Consider the following 17,452-nt stretch of genomic DNA (forward strand, 5'->3'; position numbering starts at 1 on the left):
AGCGAAGCGATCGTGTCCCGGGAAGTGGTGTAGCTGACGGAAGGTAGCAAAGCCGAGCGCCCGCGCGTTTTTCATAGCGCTGTAGCGGGTGGTCGGGTTTGCGGGCGGCCATCAGTGTTTTCCGCTAGGGTCGGGTTGTTGAAGACCAACCTGACGGAAAGACCACCGATGACCAATGACATGATGGACGTGCGCTCGCTTGTTGAGAAGAGCGCGGATGCAGATTTATTGCGTGAGATGATCGGTTTTGCAGCCGAGCGGCTGATGGAGCTGGAGGTCGGCTCAGCTACCGGTGCTGACTTCGGCGAGAAGAACCCGATGCGCCTTGCTCAACGCAACGGCTACCGCGACCGCGATTGGGAGACGCGAGCCGGAACCGTTGAACTCCGAATTCCGAAGCTGCGCAAGGGAAGCTATTTTCCGAGCTTTCTCGAGCCGCGCCGTATGGCAGAGAAGGCCCTGACAGCCGTTATCCAGGAAGCGTATATCCAGGGAATCTCAACCCGTTCTGTCGACGATCTGGTCAAGGCCATGGGCATGTCGGGCATCTCCAAAAGCCAGGTGTCGCGACTGTGCGAGGAGATCGACGTCAAGGTGAAGGCGTTTCTCGACAGGCCGATTGAGGGTGACTGGCCGTACGTCTGGGTGGACGCGACCTACCTCAAAGTCCGGCGCGGCGGACGCATCGTCTCCGTCGCGGTCATCATTGCTGTCGGCGTCAACAACGATGGACGGCGCGAGGTCCTGGGTATGGAGGTCGGTACATCGGAGGCAGAACCGATCTGGACGGAGTTCCTGCGCAGGCTGACACGTCGAGGATTGCGTGGCGTCAAGCTCGTCGTCTCCGATGCCCATGAAGGTCTCAAGGCGGCCGTCACCAAAGTTCTCAGCGCCACCTGGCAAAGATGCCGGGTTCACTTCATGCGGAACGTGCTCGCACATGCTGGAAAGAGCGGCAGGCGCGTCGTCTCCGCCTTTATCGCAACGGCATTTGCCCAGGAGACGCCGGAGGCAGCAAGCGCTCAATGGCGCAGCGTCGCCGATCAGATCAGGCCGAAAGTTCCAAAGCTCGCCACCATCATGGACGATGCTGAAGAAGACGTGCTCGCCTACATGACCTTCCCGAAAGAGCATCGGGCAAAACTGCATTCGACGAATCCAATCGAGCGTCTCAATGGCGAAATCAAGCGACGAACCGAGGTCGTTGGCATCTTTCCAAACGACGAAGCAATTGTTCGTCTCGTCGGTGCACTGCTGCTCGAACAAAATGACGAATGGGCCGTCCAACGCGCCAGGTATATGACACTTGAGACCATGGCCCAAATGAGCGATGATCCACAAATCAGCCTGCCCGCTGTGGCACGCTGATATCCCCTCCGGCCCATGCCGGAAAGCACGGCCATCAGCCGCGAGCTACACCACGTCCGGGGACACGATCGATTAAGCGGTTCAAGGCTGAATTAACCTGTCCAAACGGGCACGGCATCACCCTGAAGGCACATAGCGTAGATGCAAGTGGTGACGTAAGGCCGAGCGTCGAATGCAGAACGCAAGGCTGCAATTTCCATGAATTTGTGTGTTTGGTCGGATGGACCGCGGGATCAGTATTACAGCGGTTTAGGCCGCCAATACGTCCAACTCGCTTTTCAAGCTCTCGGCTTCGATGATCCGTCCTTGTTCGTCAAAAGCATACACCTGGGTAATGGTGTGGCCGCTCCAGACATATCGATAGTGGACTGCCTGAATGGCTTTGCCCAGTGCGCGGCCTTCGACGACCGCAAGCGAAAATCCAGATGGACGCTCGCGCGGTCGATACAAGATGCCATCGGCGTCTTCAGGCATTTTTGTCGCCATTGCCCGCTGGTCTTGGAGGGAAATCTCGCCAACAGCTGTCAGGTCCCAGAAACTTCCGGAAACTGGCGTTTTCAGCATTCGCATGTCTATTCCCGTCGGCGCTTCAGACGTTCGTTTCAAAAACGTCTCTCTCTTTGCAACGGAGACAGCGAGTGCCGTTTGCGGATGGACAGCAACTTCCAAGCACGGACGGTCCTCGGCAAAGAAAGTGCTCCCTTCAGGGTTGCCATACGCAAAGGGTGCGAGGTTCCAGTTCTGCAGGCGGGCAGACGTAGCGGGATTTTCGTTGGTAGCTCGCGCAATCCTCGCGAGCGACCGAAGTCTCGGGTTGGTGATGTCCTCGACTTTCGTAAGCAGTTCGAACAACTCTGGACGAACCAGACCTTCATACACTGAGACTGGCGGAAACCGGGAAGGAATGAGGCGATAGGTGTCGCCCGACCATTGTACCATGCGCAAGTGCTTATCCGCCTCGTTGTGCGTCTAGGTAACGCCTGACGCGATAGATGCTGGCGACACTTCCCTCCAGCATTACATCGAGCGCACTCGCTCCGTCGAAATACCGATTGTTCTTGTGTATCCATTCCTCTGCCTGATTGTCGTTCGTAAACAGGATACGAAGCGCTTTCCAGATACCAAGCAGATGCGACAGGCGCTCGCGCGTGTCCGTCGGCAAGGATGCCGTCTCCTTTTTCCATTTGAAAAAGGTTGAACGCCCTGGGGATCCCAGCAGCAATATCTGATCCTCAGTAGAGAGCCTCCAGCGCTCCGCCATTGCGAAGAACGCTTCCAGTTCAACAGGAATCGTTAATTTTCCGGCGCCACCTCTAGCGTCGGAGACATCATTCTCCATAATTCTTCCTCCTTGGTCCATATGTGGACTTGATTTGGAAAAAAGTCTCGATATATTCCAGTCTACATCGAGACTCATTGGTTCATTGTAGTCCCGATGTTCTTACCGTCAAGTCAACGTCCTCCGGGGCTGAGAAAGGTGATTGTCATGGATACCAGTGCTTTACAGTCCGCCAACAATACCCAGTATCGGGTCAACGGACAGATGATCGAATTCGACGATCACAAGATCAGCGGCAGGGAAGCTCTCAACAAAGCGCATCTCATCCCGGCCACCGAGTTTCAACTGATCCTTGTGCGCGACGCACGCACCAAGCTGATTACGACGGACGACGAGATTGACTTTAAAAAGGAGGGGGGTGGCCTTCTTCGCGCATTCCGTTCCGACCGCGCTTTCTCCTTTACGGTGGAAGAGATTGGCCAGGTGTGGGGCGAGGAGCGCATGGATGTAGATGAGTTCCTCTCTATCTGGTCGGCTCCCAGCGGCAGCGAATGGGTTCTTGAGCGGTCGGACCAGCCGGACGTTATCCTCCGCTCGGGTGGCACGATCAGCTTTGGCCCCAAGGGCGTCGAGGATATCGTTTCGCGGCCCAATCATGGTTTTGAGAAGGTAACCGTCGCTGTATTCACGACCAGCGGAACGTTTCCTGGGCAAGGGGTGCTGCGGGTCAAGACGTCAACGGCAATTTCAGCGATCCTTGTACAGGCGGCATCAGCGTTGCACCTGGCTGACACGTCTGGCTGGATTGTCACGGTCAACGGACAGACTATCAATCAATCCCAAACCTTTGAGCAGGCCGGTCTTCATGGCGACGTTGAGTTGGAATGGGGTGCACCCGAAGGCGGTGGCGGCGATGCTTGAGGCGATCTCAAAGGCTGAATTCGACCGGGATGTTGGTCAGTTGGATGAGCGTACCGCCAGCAAATATCGCTGGCGAACGCTTAGCAAAACCTATCCGATCTTCGATGTCGTTTTCGAACACGACGCCGCGCGTCCATTGCGTCTTCGTCTAAATTGCGAGGACTGGGACGACCTGCCACCCAGCATAGAAATACTGAACGAGGATGGGACCGCTCCTACAGGGCCCCCGCCTAATGTTGGCAATGTGTTCAACGCCTCTGCGCATCCTAACACGGGCAAGATGTTTGTATGTATGCGAGGCTCCCGGGAGTTTCACACACACACCAGTCATGTTCATGAGCACTGGTCGAATTATCGAGGGCAGTCCGGAATGGACCTGCTGGGTATCGTTCTTCAGCTCTGGCGAGCATGGAAGAGGGCTGTTGGATGATGAAGCTAAGGTGTTCGGCGCAGTCGATCAAGGTATCGCTGGAGACGCTACGAAAAGGTGCGTTTCGGAATGAGGAACGCGTGGTGTTGTGGCTAGGTCGAGATCGTTCAGACCTGCTGGAAGTCTCTGAAGTTTACGAACCTGAGCAAAACACGAGTATCGATTTTTTTTACATACCACCGGAGAGTATGCGCTCGTTGATGGCGCACCTTCGGAAGAGCAGGATGAAGATTGTTGCGCAGTTGCACACTCATCCCGGGCGGGCCTTTCATTCGGAGGCGGATGACCGGTGGGCGATCATCCGCCATGTCGGCGCTCTATCCCTAGTGCTCCCGAAATTTGCGATCGATACGACGGTCTCAACATTTATCAATGATGTCAAAACGTTCGAACTCTCCACTGAAAATGAATGGCGATTGGTCGACAACCACATCGTCGAGATCGTTCCATGATTAATCCGGCTCAAGAAAATGCGATGATGTTGGCGTCGATCCTCGGGATCGATGAAGAACTGGCGGCCGCGCGTCTTGAGAAAACTATCCTCATCACAGCGGATGAGGCGGTTACTGATTGGGCGCGGGAAATCCAGGAGCTGCTGCAGCGGACTGTACGCGTCACCCGTGATCCAGAGGTCGCTGCCCATTTGGAGATCGTGCTTGGGCAAACCAAACGGCGAACGATCTTGCCCTGTCTATTCGCTGCATACGATGAGCGCGGAGTGACCGTATCAAAGGACGCTCCCAATAGAATGGGCGACGCACCTTCGCTGTTCGTTTACATAGCCGGGATCGCGGTTGCTGGAGCTTCGCTTGCCGCGGCCATTGACGACGTCTCACTGCCCAGTGCTCCGCTACCTCTTGAGGTTGATTTCAAAGAGATGGGAGTCCCCGTTGATGTCCTGCAACAGGAATTTAATCTGGATGGAGCAGTTCTCATCGGGGCGGGAGCGGTGGCGCACGGCTTTCTAAGAGCCTGTCGCTTTTTGAAGGTAACTGGCGAGCTAGCTATCGTTGATCCGAAGAAAGTGGGGGCAGGCAATCCAAACCGATGCCTTTATCTCGACGAAAGTGACGTCGGACAGGATAAAGCGGTTGCTTTGCGGGCTCGCGCTCAATCGGACTTTCAAAATCTTCGGTTGACGTCATTTGTGGGTGAATACAAAGAATTCGGAAAAAAGTACGGCCCATCAAAAACTGCGATTGTTACGGTCGACAGCAGGCGGGCACGCCGTTCAATTCAGACAGAACTACCGGGTCGTGTCCTCGATGCATCAACAACCGACATTCGGGCGGTCGTTGTGCACTCCCATAGGCAGCCCAACCCGTTTGCGTGCCTGTCTTGCATCTACAAGCACATTCCCGACGAACTCGCTCGTGAGCGCTCAATCGCCGATGGTCTTGGCGTAGACCTTGAGACGGTCAAAGAGGCGTTCATTTCTGACGAGGCCGCCAAGCTAATTTGTAGATCGCACCCCAGCCTAGAGCCCGAACGCCTAGTGGGAATGGCCTATGACAGTCTCTTCAAGCAGCTGTGCGGAGAACATGCTCTCCGAACGCCAGAGGGCAAGCAAGTTTTGGCGCCATTTGCTTTCGTCAGCATGTTGGCGGGCGTGCTGCTTGCCTGCGAATTCGTGAGATCGGAGGTAGACCTGGCAAACACAAACTACTGGACAGTGGATCCGTGGAGAGCTCCCATTGCAAGGCTACGGCGGCTTCGCCCTCGATTGTCAGATTGCGAGTTTTGCTCCAAGCCCTCGGTTGATCGCGCGGCGAGGGAAGTTTGGGGTTAAGAGAGCGGTGGTTCAACTGGCTTGGGTCAGCTTCGACTTTCTCTCCCCATGACTATCCAAGAACTCTGTGATTGTCTTGCCTTGGTGGTAGTATTCCTCAGCGATTTCAGGTTCACCGTCTCCATACCTCAGATCAACGGATTAATGGGAGCCCGATCTCCGTGACCGAATTGCGCAAAAACGCATACTTTCAGGCTTTCGTAGAGATGGCGGATGTGGTCGACTCGAGGAAGCAACTAAAGCGAGTGATTCTCAACGGTTTCTTGACCGACTTGCGTGCACTATACAAACAACAGGCAAAGTTGGAAAGTGCCAATGCGCAAGATTAATGGTGAACTGGTTTTCTCTCCCTCGGATCTTGTTGTTTTTTTTCATTCTCCGTTCGCGTCTTGGATGGATCGTGCTGCATTTGAAGATGAATCTTGGAAGGAGCGTCGGGATCAAGACGATCCGCTTATGCACTCCCTAGCCAAGCAGGGATATCGGCACGAAGCCGAATTCAATGCGTCCCTGGTCGAGCAAGACGTCGCGCTCGTAGAGATCGCCAGGGACGACGTAAGCGTCATGTCCTTCGCGACCATGACCGCGATGAAGCGGGGAGCCCCAGCGATCGCCCAGGGCTACCTGCAGCGTGGGCCCATTGCAGGCATCGCCGACCTACTGATCAGGGTTCCGACACCATCCAGGTTCGGTGCATGGAGCTACGAGATTTGGGATACCAAACTATCGCGCAGCATGAAGCCGTATTTCGCGATCCAGCTTTGCGCTTACGCGCACATGCTGGAGGGCGTCCAAGGGCGGTTACCGGAGCGTGTCTCGATCGTCCTGGGCACGAAAGAGCGCGTAGACCTACGAACAGAAGACTTCATGCCGTACTACAGGAGACTGGTGAAGTCCTTCCTTCACGCCCAGGATACGTTCGATCCTAGAGCCATGCCCGACCCTGGCGCGAGCAGTGAGCACGGCGACTGGTCGAAGTTCGCCGCCGAAATTTTCGAAGAAACTGATCACCTGAGGCTTGTCGCCAATGTTACGAAGGGCCAGATCAAGAACTTGAACAAGGTCGGGATTACGACCGTCGCACAGCTTGCCGAAACTTCGATCCATCACGTTCCCAAAATCTCCGACCCGGTGCTCATGCGGCCGAAGCGACAGGCGGCGCTGCAGTTGGCGTCGCGTGGCAGCCATGTGCCGAAGTGGGAGCTGGCCGAGCATGGCGGGGAGCTGCCGTTGGGACTGGAACTCTTGCCGCCTAGATCGCCAAGCGATGTGTTTTTCGACATCGAGGGCTTCCCACTGGTGGAAGGCGGCCTGGAGTACCTTTGGGGTACAACCTACTACGACACGGCCGGTGGGCGCCAGTTCATCGATTTCTGGGCTCATGATAGGGCGGGCGAAAAGAAGGCTTTTGAGGGTTTCATCCTGTGGGCCTACCAACGGTGGGTCGCAGACCCAACCATGCATATCTACCACTATGCCGCCTACGAGGTTAGCGCCGTCCGGCGCCTCATGGGAAGGCACGGAGTTTGCGAATTCGAAGTCGACCAGCTGCTGAGGAACAACGTATTCATCGACCTCTACCAGATCGTTCGCCAGGCGCTCGTCGTCGGGGAGCCTCGATACTCGATCAAGAACATCGAGCACCTCTATCGTCCGAAACGCGACACCGAAGTCGCGTCGGGCGGTGACTCGGTGGTCGTGTACGAGCAGTGGCGCGACGAGCCAGATGGCATGGATTGGACAACTTCCAAGGTACTTCGCGACATTCGCGACTATAACAAGGACGACTGCGACTCGACCGAGGAACTGACACGCTGGCTGAGAAACCGGCAAGCGGAGGCTTCCATTCGCTTCCAGGGTCCGAGCGAAATCAAACAGCCTCCGCGCAAGGAAGAGAAGGAACAGGTTTCATCTTATCGGGAAAGCTTGCTTGCAAAGGCCCAGATAGAGCGCAATAGCGGGAAAGAATCTGCAGCCACGGCGATCGAGCTGTTTGCTCATTCGCTCGAGTTTCATGAGCGCGAAGCGAAGCCGATGTGGTGGAAATATTTCGATCGCGTCGCCATGACTGATGTCGAACTGTACGACGATCCCGACTGCTTGGCAGGACTGACGAGGACGGACAAGGCGCCACAGGTGGGCGGCATCTATGAGTACAGCTTCGACGCCAACCAGGACTTCAAAAGCAATGCGAAAGAATACGAAATTGTTGGGATCGAGAAGTCTCGCGTGTCGCTACATCATATTGACGAACGGGAAGGCTTAGTCGGGGTAGTGTCTTCTTCTTCTTTGCCGAAGGTTATTTCGTTGGTCCCATACGAATTTGTTCCGACGGCTCCTATTCCGGCAGCAATCAGAAAGGCTACTGTCGCTTCCGAGACCGACGGCTTTCCACCGTCGGCACTCGTTGACTTTCTGACACGATCCAGGCCACGCATCCGTGGCAATCCAGAAGGTCCGATTATCTCCTCGGAGAGCGAGTTGCTCCCGCAGGTCATCAACGTGGTGAAAAATTTGCAGTCGTCGTGCCTATGCATTCAGGGGCCGCCTGGGGCTGGCAAGACGTACACCGCGAGCCATGCAATCCTGACGCTGCTTCGCGACGGCAAGAAGATCGCGGTCACCTCGAACAGCCACAAGGCCATCAACAACCTTATCTCCGGTGTTCGCAAGGCGGCACAGGCCGAACGAGTAGCCGTCAAGATAGTAAAGGTCGATCGCGATCCTGATCGCGATCCAGAACTGTACCACAAGCCTGATGTCGTCGTGGTCAAGGACGCGGCCGGGGCTTTGAAGCAGACGACAGGCCAGCCAGTCTTGATGGGCGGGACCGCGTGGACCTTCGCAAACGAGCGGATGCACGGACAGTTTGATTATCTATTTATCGACGAGGCTGGGCAAGTGTCCATTGCGAACCTCGTTGGCACGAGCATGGCCGCCAGAAATATCGTTCTGATGGGCGATCAAATGCAGCTTCCGCAGCCCGTACAGGGCGTGCATCCTGGTGACAGCGGATTGTCGCTCCTGGATTTTTATATGCAAGGTCGGGCTACAATTCCCGCCGATTTCGGCGTTTTCCTGCCCACGTCTTATCGTATGCACCCCGATGTCTGCAGCTTTATCTCGGAAGCGATCTATGAAGGACGTTTGCACGGAGAGCCAATAGCTGCCACGCGCTATGTCATTCCCTCCGCGAATTCTTCCTTGAAAGCGACCGGAATAATGTTCCGTGCCGTCGACCATGAGGGAAATACCCAAGCTTCGGATGAAGAAGTGGCGGCAATCAAGCAACTTGTCGCCGAGCTTCTCACGGCGAGATTCATGGAAGATGGCAAGGCGCGGCCTCTTCAGCTTTCGGACATCCTCTTCATCACTCCCTACAATCACCAGCGTAGGAAGCTCCAGGATGCTCTAGGGGAGGAGGCAAAAGTTGGGACCGTCGACAAGTTCCAGGGACAGGAGGCTCCCGTGGTCATCATGTCAATGTGCTCGTCTGACGTGAATGAAAGTCCGCGCGGGATGGACTTTTTGTTTTCCAAGAACCGACTGAACGTAGCGATTTCGCGGGCAATGTGCCTTGCTATCGTGGTCGGATCAGCTGGTTTAGGCAGCGCGTCGGTGTCCAATCTTAAGCAGATGGCGCTTGCTGCCCTTTTCTGCCGCGTGGAATCGAACGGCCTTTGATTTATCGCATGACTTCTCAAAGTTGATGCGTGGTTTCTTCTCGTTCGTATTCAAATGGGCGACCGGAGCTATTAGCGTAAGCGCGATTTTCCCCACACGTTGACGGCAGGGTCATATCGACGTCGACCGTCACGTCCCACAAGTCGCACCAGAAGTTTTTGAGCATCATCCATGATTTAGCGTCCACCTATTTTTGGTGGACACTTCATGCCTCAGAGCACCGCGCTTCAGAAGGTGCCTGGAAAGTCGCGCTTACGATTGTGCGCCGCGAACGCAGTGATCAAATCCAAAGCCAAAACAGGGGGTGAGAGCACGCCCGCCCAATTGCCCCAATGAACTGAGTGGCTCCGGTGGACGCCCGCCGACCTTTACGGAAGGAAAAGCGGCGCCTGCCACCTGGAGATGGGGAGATGAATACGAGACGTCAGCGATGTGGAGGAGCTATCAATGCGTTTATGAAGGCGCCCGAAAAGGTCACTGCATTATTGATGCCATCATCCAAAACATAGGAATGGACCGCGATGGGAAGCTCTTTCAGAGCATCAAGTATGATGGAACCAGCGCCCTCAGGTAAAAGCAGGATCGGTGTATGCCTTTCGATCTCCGGAATGATTTTTCGATAAAGGAAAAGTTGGCCCACACCAGCGTAGATATCTGCCGCCTGCACCGTTGTTTTAATCTCAATGAGAAAGCTTTGGCTGGGCACGTCGACAATCGCGTCAACCTCGTATGCAGCCCTCCCGAGCTTTCTTAGGTCAATTCCGTGGTCTGAAAGGCGGCGTGCTAGTGCCAACCATACAAGGCCTTGTTTACGCCGGACCTCTCGTGGGTCGCGCTGGATGAAGGGGAGAAAATAGTTATCACCGTTTTCGGGCCGTCCGTCGCGAGTTTCGGGACGGGTGATTTTGGCGCTGCCGGTCGAACGTCTCACAAAAGCGCACAGTTTAACGAATTCCATCGTGCGCTGATAAATTTGACTCGGTGGAGCGCTCAGGCATGCCACGGTGTACCAATCCCGCCGGGTATCTAAGACGCGTGCGGGCGGTAGCGCTGAAATATAAGCGAATTGCTCGGGAGACACCTCGGGCTCTTGGTCGGATTTCCTTTGAAGGCGACCTTGCTTAAGCAGCCATTGGCGTCCTTTTTGATCCTTTCCCACAGCAGTTGTAACATTATCGTTCGGAGCGGTGAGAGGTAGATTGAATTCGACTGTCCAGTCGGCAGGTTGTACGCCTTCGCCGAATGCAACGCGTGCTAAAGTTGTTTCCGTTGAAGGCCGAGTTTGCATCTTTAGTCCGTATTCCGGAAAGACGTAAATCTCGTTTTGGAAGGCTGCTCCGTTCCCCCTCAGATCTTTGATCCATTGTTGAAAGTATTGTTCCGGTTTATCTTTAGCCGTTAACAGCTCGATTTGCGGACGGTCCTCATCCTCGCCATATCGAAGATAGGCCTCCAGCGTCTCGTTGGTCCAAGGATCGTTCGGAATCAAGAGACGCATGAGAATGGTCTTGCGGGGGCTTCCGCCCTTGCTCGCGGTACTCAAAATTGCTTTTTGTGCTTCGGTCACTGCGACCCTGAGGTCGATGAGGTCCGCAACTCTGGCCAGCGGAATTGGACACTCATAGCCCCTGGGATTGAAACTACTTTTCTTGTCAGGGTTTGCCTGCGCCGTAGCGCTATCAACAGCTAGGCTGACGAGGACCGCGTCTTTTGTCGCCAAGCGCTCAAAGATAAGCTGCAATCCATCAGCATAATCCGGATTGGAATTCCCTCCGCCTGCTTTGAAGACCAACCGGTAGAGGCCACTATCACTCGTGACGTTGAAATTTGCCTGTAGTTGCAGGTTATCAGAAGTCCAAATCATAGCATTAGCCTCGGTTCGCTGGCCGCCTGCGATAACACGTGAGTGTTTAACTATTTTCTCAACGTAGGAGAGTTTTTCAAAGCATTCCGTTCGAGTTCTGAACAGAACGGTTTGACCGCGATGCCGGGTCATACAGGTTGGGCTAGATGACGATGAAGGTTTGCTCGGACTGTCGCAAAATAGCTGAGTGTTCATCGTCCACGTTGCGCGGTTAGCATGGAAGGTGCGGCGCTTTTCAGCCCTTACCTTCAAATAATGTCGATAGAGCCGAGGAAATGCCTTCCGGCGCCCTGTCAGGCGCCAAGCAATGTGTCTACTACCATGTCCAGAAAACCTTCGATTGGTTCATGGCTGGAATGGAGCAGGTGCATCCTGTTTTCAAAGGTCACTACACCGACGGTCTGCTCATCGGCGATGCCCAGGGAAACGGCCGGGCCCCCGATGCCCTTGAGTTTTAGCGAGCCAAAGACAGAGGGGGTATCAATCGCCCCCAGATTTGTCGCGCAAACGACGCGTAGGATAGCCATTTCCAGGCTGGAACCGATCTCAGTTTAGCGGGGCGTGTCTTACAGCTGAAGCATCGGATGGCAACTTCTGTCGACGCTCGACGGGCCTCATAGTCTCGCCCCAAGCCCCTCTGAAAAAAAGCGTCGGGAAAGGTTTGAAGGCTACCGCTCTCGCGGACGGTGAAATGCCGAGCAGTGCCTTCCGGCCTCAAACACATCGTGGTGACGCCGAGAATGGACTGACAGACGACGCGAATTTGTCACTACGGACTGCCTTCGAGGGCTAAATCCTTCTGGCTAACGGGCCCCTTAAGGGTTTGTAATTTCAATTGAATATCACTCGTGGGATTTCAACCGAGAGGACCAAGGGGTTCTTTCTGGGGATGCAGGGTCTTAAGCTGGTTTTCTACACATCACCGGCCGAGATTTCTTTGCGGATGCCTCAATTTTTATTCCGCCGCGGCGCTGCCCCGGTTACAGAGAGGGCTTTCGTCGCTCGGCTCGGCGTCTGGAGAGTAGGCCTTGAGTTGATCGAACGTCCACTCTTCGCCTTCCTCGCAGACGAAAAGGATATTGCCGTTCCGTTGAAGCGATTCCTGCGTATCCCAGTAAATCTTGGTGCCGCCTTCGTGTTCGGGCTCGCCAGTTTCGGGGTCGATGTCGGAAATCCACGCGGTTGCAAGAATGGTCTCAGCGGTGCCCACGATAGCATGACCGTTCGGAGAAAGATATTTCATGGCAGGTATCTCAATGCGTTAATATATGATGCGATCAAATCCTTGTCGGCGGCAAGGAGCGTTTTGAAAGTCGTGGACCGGTATCCCTAATTTCCATCAACCACTGAGGCGCTGAAAGCTGGAACCCTTAAAGCGCCTCTCTGCGGCTCATTTCCAATTGTAGCGCTCGGGGTAACGGGCGACCTTCGCCTCGGTGATGCTCCCGGGCTGTCTGTCTTCCGGCTCGACATACATTGCTCTGGCTGTCTCTAGCTCTAAGAGGAGTTCGAGTTCCTCGTTGGTCACTGTCTTGCCGATGACAGAGCGTTCATCCTCGGTCATATCCAGATAGCCGCGATATGCCTCCATCTGTTCCGCGGTGAGCCCGACGGGAATCCATTTGAGCCGGTAGTGATCGCGTAAAGGCTGATCGGTCGCCATGCGAGCTTTCCTTCATCCATTGAAATGGCTTGCCGCTGACCATAGCATGAGATTGCGATGGATCGAATATTGTTGTCGGGCAGCGTGGGAAGCGGGTTGCAACGAAATTAACTCAACGAGCAGTTTGAGCAGAACCCAGTTATACCTTTAACGAGATAGAATTAGCTAAATATACTTTATACGGCATAGTGGTGTTCGCAGGAGGGTTGTTGGATGATTTTCGGGGTGGACTTCAGCAGGTTTCGGATTTTGCGCGAGGCGATCAATATGAGCCAAGCCACAGTCGCTGATCTTGCGGGCATCTCACAGGGCAAGGTCTCGACCATCGAGGCGGGCAAAGCGAACCCAGAGGTCACCACCCTGAACGCAATTTGCGCTGCGCTCGATGCCGAGCTTATCTTGGTGCCAAGACGCATTGGCGGTGACGTCCGAAATATGGTCGACAGGCACCTTAATCGTCACGTGGTGGCTACCGGGCCGGTCATGTCGGTGAGAGATGAGGTTTTCATACCGGATCCGGAAGATTGAGGGCAGTGAGCGGGGCCAGTCTTAATCCCGATGATGATTGTTGGCAGCGCAAGAGGTGAAATTGCCTGTGGCGGAGTAGTGTCCGAACCAAGGGGTTGAAAGCTAAAAATAGACCGTCAACACCTTTGTTTGCCGAGGGGCAGTCTCGTTGCGCACGTTTGGAAACTGCAAATGACGGTCGCTCCCATCAACCGTAAGCGACCGTCTTTGGCAGTCAATGTTGTTTCGATACTCTGCCCAGGGCATCAAGCATCCGTTTCTTCGCTTCATTCCTGGACACCAGGGCCACGAGACACTGACAGATTGACCATGTTCGCAATGCTTTCAGCGCTCAATGGATTATAGAGGTCCAGCCCTCCTTTTCTGCGCTCAATCGTTGGCAGAGCCATGCTCCGGGACGCATCCATGATTTCCGTTGAGGGCACGGGTACCGGCAGGGAAGTAAGGCCAGAGCGGTTCCTACCAACGCGTACCACTCGGTCGTCCAATGGTGAGATCTTGAGTGCTTTTCTGTTGGAGATACCGAGTTGACCTTGGCCGTCCATTGATTTCGCATCAAGTTCCAGATCAGGATGGGACTCTTCGCACAGGTATAGGAGCGCTTTCACCGCGGTCCAGTACGCGTTCTTGAAGGCGGCGGTCAGCATGAACTTGTCCTTCGCTGTATCCCGAATTTCGTGAAGCGCCGACGCGAGCGGCTCGCGTCCGTCGACCAGAACAGGCATGAGGATCGACAACGGATAAATATGGTTGTCCACGTCAGCAGGCGGTCGCTTGGAAAACTCCGAGTCGTCGATGACGAATTCGAGTTCGATATCGGAGTAGACCGTCTTTCGAGCGTAGACGCCTTCGATGTATATTTTAGCTTCTGGAATCAGGCATAACTTCTCCTTACGGCCGAACATCAAGAAGACAGACCGATCAAGGTTGAGGTTTGCAAACCTCGTCTCCCTGGAAACCGGTAAGTTGGCCACGTGCGGAATTAGCGATTGGACGTCGAACACAGAGATGAACTCTGAGGAGATGCACGGCTCGGAAACGTATCGTACATATCGGTGCGCTTGATCGAGAGCATTTGACCGAGCGAAATCTCGAAAGTTACAGGCGATCGCGAGTTTCGCATCTGCAGAGTTAACGAATCGACTGTAGCGAAGTGGGTGAGGGACCTGTGCTTCATCTGACGAGGCGAAAGAATAGGTCGCGGAGGTTTTCATGATTCAAGCGGGCCGTAGCGGCGGTTGCGATAGCAAATGGTCGTTCAAGAAATTGTCCGGCGCAAGGGGGTAGTCAAAAGTGGACTAAGGGCCGGAACCAAAAATCTGGTTTTTCAGACTGAAAATCTTCAGTCCCTGCTAGACAAGTTCGATCGATGGCTGCTCGGAGATATCGACCGTTGAACTCAAACCGCCATTCAGTAAACCGGCAGGTCGGCAATCGGCCGCTCGATTTCATCGAAAAGAATGAGATCATAACCTTTGTCAGCAGCATAAGCGAAGGTCTGCCACAGATCCTTTAGGCGGCGATTTCCGAAATTGAACGCGGCATCCTCGTCAACGTGAAAGATCCAGCCCACATCGCCGAAGGGGCCACCCACCGTCGGCCAAGACATGTGGTGCGTTGACATAAGGAAGCGCTTGGTCCGGCTAGATAGGTGGACGGTGCTAAGAAAAAGTAGGCGACGGCTCATTGGAGGTGCTGGCCAGTCGTGTTGCTGACGTCGTCGTAAAGGTCGTCGATCAAAGCCAGTAACGTCGCGAGTATTAGTTTGATCGCCCTAACCCGGCCATGAGTCTGTACCGGAGAGACAGCAGGATTTTCTCCCTGGACAACAACGGACCGCAGCATCTCTGCTACAATCCGTGAACCTTTGCAAACTGCGAGAATCCTGGCCCTGCTGTTCCAAATTGTCTTGCTAAATTTTAGATCCAACGACTGGCTTGGCCCGGGAACGGGATAAGTGCATGCAAGACCGTGAAGTGTTGAAGACAGTTCCATCGATACCTGGCGACGGCTGCTCCGAGAATGGGCGGCTTTCACATTATACGCGGCGTCGAAGGACTCGCGAAATTTGCAAATAGCTTCACTCATGGATTGGAAGTAGGTGCCATATTCTCTGACCTGCTCAAGGGCATTGGGTTCAGTTGTTGCAGCGTGCATTTCTTCGATGGTCGTCATGATCAACAATTCGGATTGCGCTCCTTTAAGCGTTTACCGGATTTCCCGTTGGCGCAAGTCGGTAAGTTGCCTTGCGAGTAATTTGGATCGGGTTTTTCGCTGGGGTCAGGATGCCGCAATTCGCGAAGACGCACCGGGATATTGCGTCAAGCAGAGCGAATGGGCGCGAAGAGGGCGGCGGCTTCCGTGGTAGCTAGGCTGCCTTGAAGCGGAGGCCTCCGAGTGAGATCACAGCCGCCCCCGCACTGACGGATCCAGCGGGATTTTGACGTTATGGATGTCGACGGTATTGAACGCGTTCGTCGCAATGATCGAGCCATCGGCGAATTGAGAATGGATGATATTGCGTTGACGCGGCGCGGGGACGTCGGCAACAGTGTCTTCCGTGTGATCTCCGCTCGTCGCCACCAGCCTGTCCTCAAGTCACAGCGAAGTCGTCGGCAATCGGCGCGATCTTCAGAAGTCCATCGGGCAGGGGACGCTGAAGGGCCTTGGCTTGCTCCCAGGGTGCGCCCAGCCAAGTCTCGACCTCATCGCGCGTCGTCAATATCACTGGCATCGCCTTTTGATGAATAGGTGCGACCAGGCCGTTCGGCTCCGTCGTCAGGAAGGCGAACAGGTCGATGGTGACCAGCCCTTCCTTGATTTTGCGCACGCTGGTCCAATCCTTCAGCCAGATGCCCGCAAAGAACATTAGCGGATCGTCGCCGGTGCTTTCGAACCAGGCATTCGGTGTGCGCCCGCCCTCGATCTTGCTGGCGGGATCGGGCTCGGCAAATCGGGTAAAGGGGACGACGCAGCGGTTCTCGACACCGAGCCAGCGCGTCCAGTGCTTGCTGGTGGTGTTGCGAATGTTGGTCGTGCCGCCGTCGGGTTCCATCTTCAGCAGTTCATCGAAATCGACCGGCTTGCCCTTGGCCCTCAGCTTGTCGGCGCGTTTGGATGTCGCCTGATAGAGCGCCTGCTTGGAACTCGGCATCCCCCAGCGGACGCTTGCCAACTGCCGGTCACCGTTGCCGATGTTGCGCACGATGGGGGCGAAGCGATCCGGATAGACGTCGATGGACGGCTCCATGTTGCCGATGATGTCGTGGGTAATGGAGACGAATGACCTGATCGCCTGCTGGTTGGTCGTCACGTTGTAGAGATTGCACATTCGCAGTCCTCATCGTCGCAGCATGGTTCCAGCATACCTTCGATCCTATTCAACTCGACTTCAAGCGCCCCGAGCTGCTCGAAGATCAGTCGGTCATAATTGTCGAGGAGGTCGCAGAGATGGACCAGACTGCCTTTCGGTAGTTCTGACCCGTCGTCGGGCGACACGGAAACCTCGCCGCTGTCCAGCACCTCGATATAGTTTCGGACGAGCTTCTGTTCGTTTTCATAGAATTCGATCCGGGAACGGATGGCAGTCTTGTGCCTTTTCTCATTCGTGCTTCTAAGAGGCGACTTCAAAAAGAAGTGAGTGATTTCAGCCAGTTGTGATTCCCTCGGATTTGCAAAGACTCGATGGAGATCATAATGGCCTGGACTGAAACCACCCGGAAGATTTATGCCCGCAAGTCGTCACGCTATTCAAGTGACCTTACGGATCGCGAATGGGAATTTATTGCACCATTGCTACCTGCGGCGCGGCGGCTCGGGCGTCCGCGTCGGGTGGATTTGAGGGAGGTGATGAACGCGATCCTCTATATTGCTTCGACCGGTTGCCAGTGGCGCATGCTGCCGAAGGACTTCCCGCCATGCTCGAC

General features: G+C 54.9%; 19 protein-coding genes. 9 read left to right on the forward strand and 10 right to left on the reverse strand.

What is annotated here, in order from left to right; all coding sequences use genetic code 11:
* The first annotated feature begins 168 nt into the window (after window positions 1-168).
* Window positions 169-1,368, forward strand: coding sequence for an IS256 family transposase (locus tag AB4Z52_RS34330; protein WP_442222300.1), 1,200 nt, complete (start codon window positions 169-171; stop codon window positions 1,366-1,368).
* Between the two features lie 249 nt (window positions 1,369-1,617).
* Here the strand turns inward: AB4Z52_RS34330 and AB4Z52_RS34335 are convergent, their stop codons facing one another.
* Both AB4Z52_RS34335 and AB4Z52_RS34340 read right to left on the reverse strand, forming a co-directional pair.
* On the reverse strand, window positions 1,618-2,307 hold the full coding sequence (locus tag AB4Z52_RS34335; protein ID WP_442222318.1) for an RES family NAD+ phosphorylase: 690 nt from the start codon (window positions 2,305-2,307) through the stop codon (window positions 1,618-1,620).
* A 10-nt stretch (window positions 2,308-2,317) separates the two neighbouring features.
* Window positions 2,318-2,707 carry an MbcA/ParS/Xre antitoxin family protein gene (locus tag AB4Z52_RS34340; protein WP_442222301.1) on the reverse strand — a complete coding sequence of 130 codons (390 nt, stop codon included), beginning with the start codon at window positions 2,705-2,707 and terminating at the stop codon, window positions 2,318-2,320.
* Between the two features lie 147 nt (window positions 2,708-2,854).
* Here AB4Z52_RS34340 and AB4Z52_RS34345 point away from each other — a divergent pair, with 147 nt between their 5' ends.
* The 5 genes from AB4Z52_RS34345 to AB4Z52_RS34365 all read left to right on the forward strand — a co-directional run bounded on the left by AB4Z52_RS34345 (window position 2,855) and on the right by AB4Z52_RS34365 (window position 9,471).
* Window positions 2,855-3,568, forward strand: coding sequence for a multiubiquitin domain-containing protein (locus tag AB4Z52_RS34345; protein ID WP_442222302.1), 714 nt, complete (start codon window positions 2,855-2,857; stop codon window positions 3,566-3,568).
* Window positions 3,561-3,998: a putative metal-binding protein gene (locus AB4Z52_RS34350; RefSeq protein WP_442222303.1), complete on the forward strand. Its 438-nt coding sequence runs from the start codon at window positions 3,561-3,563 to the stop codon at window positions 3,996-3,998. Before AB4Z52_RS34345 ends, AB4Z52_RS34350 begins: the two co-directional genes overlap by 8 nt.
* The gene (locus AB4Z52_RS34355) at window positions 3,995-4,450 is read left to right on the forward strand and encodes a Mov34/MPN/PAD-1 family protein (RefSeq protein WP_442222304.1); all 456 of its coding nucleotides are present in this window, start codon (window positions 3,995-3,997) and stop codon (window positions 4,448-4,450) included. Before AB4Z52_RS34350 ends, AB4Z52_RS34355 begins: the two co-directional genes overlap by 4 nt.
* Entirely contained in the window at window positions 4,447-5,787 is a 1,341-nt protein-coding gene (locus AB4Z52_RS34360; protein WP_442222305.1) for a ThiF family adenylyltransferase, read from the forward strand. Before AB4Z52_RS34355 ends, AB4Z52_RS34360 begins: the two co-directional genes overlap by 4 nt.
* Before the next feature lie 315 nt (window positions 5,788-6,102).
* Complete coding sequence (locus tag AB4Z52_RS34365) at window positions 6,103-9,471, forward strand: TM0106 family RecB-like putative nuclease (protein WP_442222306.1); 3,369 nt, start codon at window positions 6,103-6,105, stop codon at window positions 9,469-9,471.
* Window positions 9,472-9,895: 424 nt separating this feature from the next.
* On the opposite strand, the gene AB4Z52_RS34370 is transcribed toward AB4Z52_RS34365, so the two are convergent.
* A complete protein-coding gene (locus AB4Z52_RS34370) occupies window positions 9,896-11,335 on the reverse strand; it encodes a hypothetical protein (RefSeq protein ID WP_442222307.1) in 1,440 nt (479 codons plus the stop codon).
* A 275-nt stretch (window positions 11,336-11,610) separates the two neighbouring features.
* Between AB4Z52_RS34370 and AB4Z52_RS34375 the strand changes: the two genes are divergently transcribed.
* Window positions 11,611-11,793, forward strand: coding sequence for a hypothetical protein (locus tag AB4Z52_RS34375; RefSeq protein ID WP_442222308.1), 183 nt, complete (start codon window positions 11,611-11,613; stop codon window positions 11,791-11,793).
* 497 nt (window positions 11,794-12,290) lie between these two features.
* On the opposite strand, the gene AB4Z52_RS34380 is transcribed toward AB4Z52_RS34375, so the two are convergent.
* Window positions 12,291-12,578, reverse strand: coding sequence for a hypothetical protein (locus tag AB4Z52_RS34380; RefSeq protein WP_442222309.1), 288 nt, complete (start codon window positions 12,576-12,578; stop codon window positions 12,291-12,293).
* A 147-nt stretch (window positions 12,579-12,725) separates the two neighbouring features.
* The gene (locus AB4Z52_RS34385) at window positions 12,726-12,998 is read right to left on the reverse strand and encodes a hypothetical protein (protein WP_442222310.1); all 273 of its coding nucleotides are present in this window, start codon (window positions 12,996-12,998) and stop codon (window positions 12,726-12,728) included.
* A gap of 213 nt (window positions 12,999-13,211) precedes the next feature.
* Between AB4Z52_RS34385 and AB4Z52_RS34390 the strand changes: the two genes are divergently transcribed.
* Window positions 13,212-13,526: a helix-turn-helix domain-containing protein gene (locus AB4Z52_RS34390; RefSeq protein WP_442222311.1), complete on the forward strand. Its 315-nt coding sequence runs from the start codon at window positions 13,212-13,214 to the stop codon at window positions 13,524-13,526.
* 266 nt (window positions 13,527-13,792) lie between these two features.
* Here AB4Z52_RS34390 and AB4Z52_RS34395 read toward each other — a convergent pair whose 3' ends face one another.
* From AB4Z52_RS34395 to AB4Z52_RS34415, 5 genes are all read right to left on the reverse strand, one after another.
* Window positions 13,793-14,740 (reverse strand): hypothetical protein, encoded by a 948-nt coding sequence (locus tag AB4Z52_RS34395; protein WP_442222312.1) that lies wholly within the window; start codon window positions 14,738-14,740, stop codon window positions 13,793-13,795.
* Window positions 14,741-14,937: 197 nt separating this feature from the next.
* Entirely contained in the window at window positions 14,938-15,213 is a 276-nt protein-coding gene (locus tag AB4Z52_RS34400; protein ID WP_442222313.1) for a DUF5983 family protein, read from the reverse strand.
* Entirely contained in the window at window positions 15,210-15,701 is a 492-nt protein-coding gene (locus AB4Z52_RS34405; RefSeq protein WP_442222314.1) for a hypothetical protein, read from the reverse strand. The genes AB4Z52_RS34400 and AB4Z52_RS34405 overlap by 4 nt, the downstream gene beginning before the upstream one ends.
* Window positions 15,702-15,929: 228 nt before the next feature.
* Window positions 15,930-16,109 carry a hypothetical protein gene (locus AB4Z52_RS34410; protein ID WP_442222315.1) on the reverse strand — a complete coding sequence of 60 codons (180 nt, stop codon included), beginning with the start codon at window positions 16,107-16,109 and terminating at the stop codon, window positions 15,930-15,932.
* Window positions 16,110-16,119: 10 nt separating this feature from the next.
* Window positions 16,120-16,857, reverse strand: a complete 738-nt coding sequence (locus AB4Z52_RS34415) for an SOS response-associated peptidase (protein ID WP_442222316.1) — start codon at window positions 16,855-16,857, stop codon at window positions 16,120-16,122.
* A 365-nt stretch (window positions 16,858-17,222) separates the two neighbouring features.
* Here AB4Z52_RS34415 and AB4Z52_RS34420 point away from each other — a divergent pair.
* On the forward strand, window positions 17,223-17,452 hold a 230-nt coding region (locus AB4Z52_RS34420; RefSeq protein WP_442222317.1), incomplete at its 3' end, for a transposase.

Origin of the sequence: Rhizobium sp. 2YAF20 (assembly GCF_052114685.1) — a bacterium.
Taxonomy (GTDB): Bacteria; Pseudomonadota; Alphaproteobacteria; order Rhizobiales; family Rhizobiaceae; genus Rhizobium.

Bases quoted from the DNA above. Each gene is read 5' to 3' on its own strand.
- AB4Z52_RS34335 (WP_442222318.1), bottom strand. From the start codon at position 2,307: ATGGTACAATGGTCGGGCGACACCTATCGCCTCATTCCTTCCCGGTTT.
- AB4Z52_RS34400 (WP_442222313.1), bottom strand. From the start codon at position 15,213: ATGAGCCGTCGCCTACTTTTTCTTAGCACCGTCCACCTATCTAGCCGG.
- AB4Z52_RS34390 (WP_442222311.1), top strand. From the start codon at position 13,212: ATGATTTTCGGGGTGGACTTCAGCAGGTTTCGGATTTTGCGCGAGGCG.
- AB4Z52_RS34415 (WP_442222316.1), bottom strand. From the start codon at position 16,857: ATGTGCAATCTCTACAACGTGACGACCAACCAGCAGGCGATCAGGTCA.
- AB4Z52_RS34370 (WP_442222307.1), bottom strand. From the start codon at position 11,335: ATGATTTGGACTTCTGATAACCTGCAACTACAGGCAAATTTCAACGTC.
- AB4Z52_RS34375 (WP_442222308.1), top strand. From the start codon at position 11,611: ATGCCTTCCGGCGCCCTGTCAGGCGCCAAGCAATGTGTCTACTACCAT.
- AB4Z52_RS34350 (WP_442222303.1), top strand. From the start codon at position 3,561: ATGCTTGAGGCGATCTCAAAGGCTGAATTCGACCGGGATGTTGGTCAG.
- AB4Z52_RS34395 (WP_442222312.1), bottom strand. From the start codon at position 14,740: ATGAAAACCTCCGCGACCTATTCTTTCGCCTCGTCAGATGAAGCACAG.
- AB4Z52_RS34345 (WP_442222302.1), top strand. From the start codon at position 2,855: ATGGATACCAGTGCTTTACAGTCCGCCAACAATACCCAGTATCGGGTC.
- AB4Z52_RS34355 (WP_442222304.1), top strand. From the start codon at position 3,995: ATGATGAAGCTAAGGTGTTCGGCGCAGTCGATCAAGGTATCGCTGGAG.
- AB4Z52_RS34405 (WP_442222314.1), bottom strand. From the start codon at position 15,701: ATGACGACCATCGAAGAAATGCACGCTGCAACAACTGAACCCAATGCC.
- AB4Z52_RS34365 (WP_442222306.1), top strand. From the start codon at position 6,103: ATGCGCAAGATTAATGGTGAACTGGTTTTCTCTCCCTCGGATCTTGTT.
- AB4Z52_RS34360 (WP_442222305.1), top strand. From the start codon at position 4,447: ATGATTAATCCGGCTCAAGAAAATGCGATGATGTTGGCGTCGATCCTC.
- AB4Z52_RS34330 (WP_442222300.1), top strand. From the start codon at position 169: ATGACCAATGACATGATGGACGTGCGCTCGCTTGTTGAGAAGAGCGCG.
- AB4Z52_RS34340 (WP_442222301.1), bottom strand. From the start codon at position 2,707: ATGGAGAATGATGTCTCCGACGCTAGAGGTGGCGCCGGAAAATTAACG.
- AB4Z52_RS34385 (WP_442222310.1), bottom strand. From the start codon at position 12,998: ATGGCGACCGATCAGCCTTTACGCGATCACTACCGGCTCAAATGGATT.
- AB4Z52_RS34380 (WP_442222309.1), bottom strand. From the start codon at position 12,578: ATGAAATATCTTTCTCCGAACGGTCATGCTATCGTGGGCACCGCTGAG.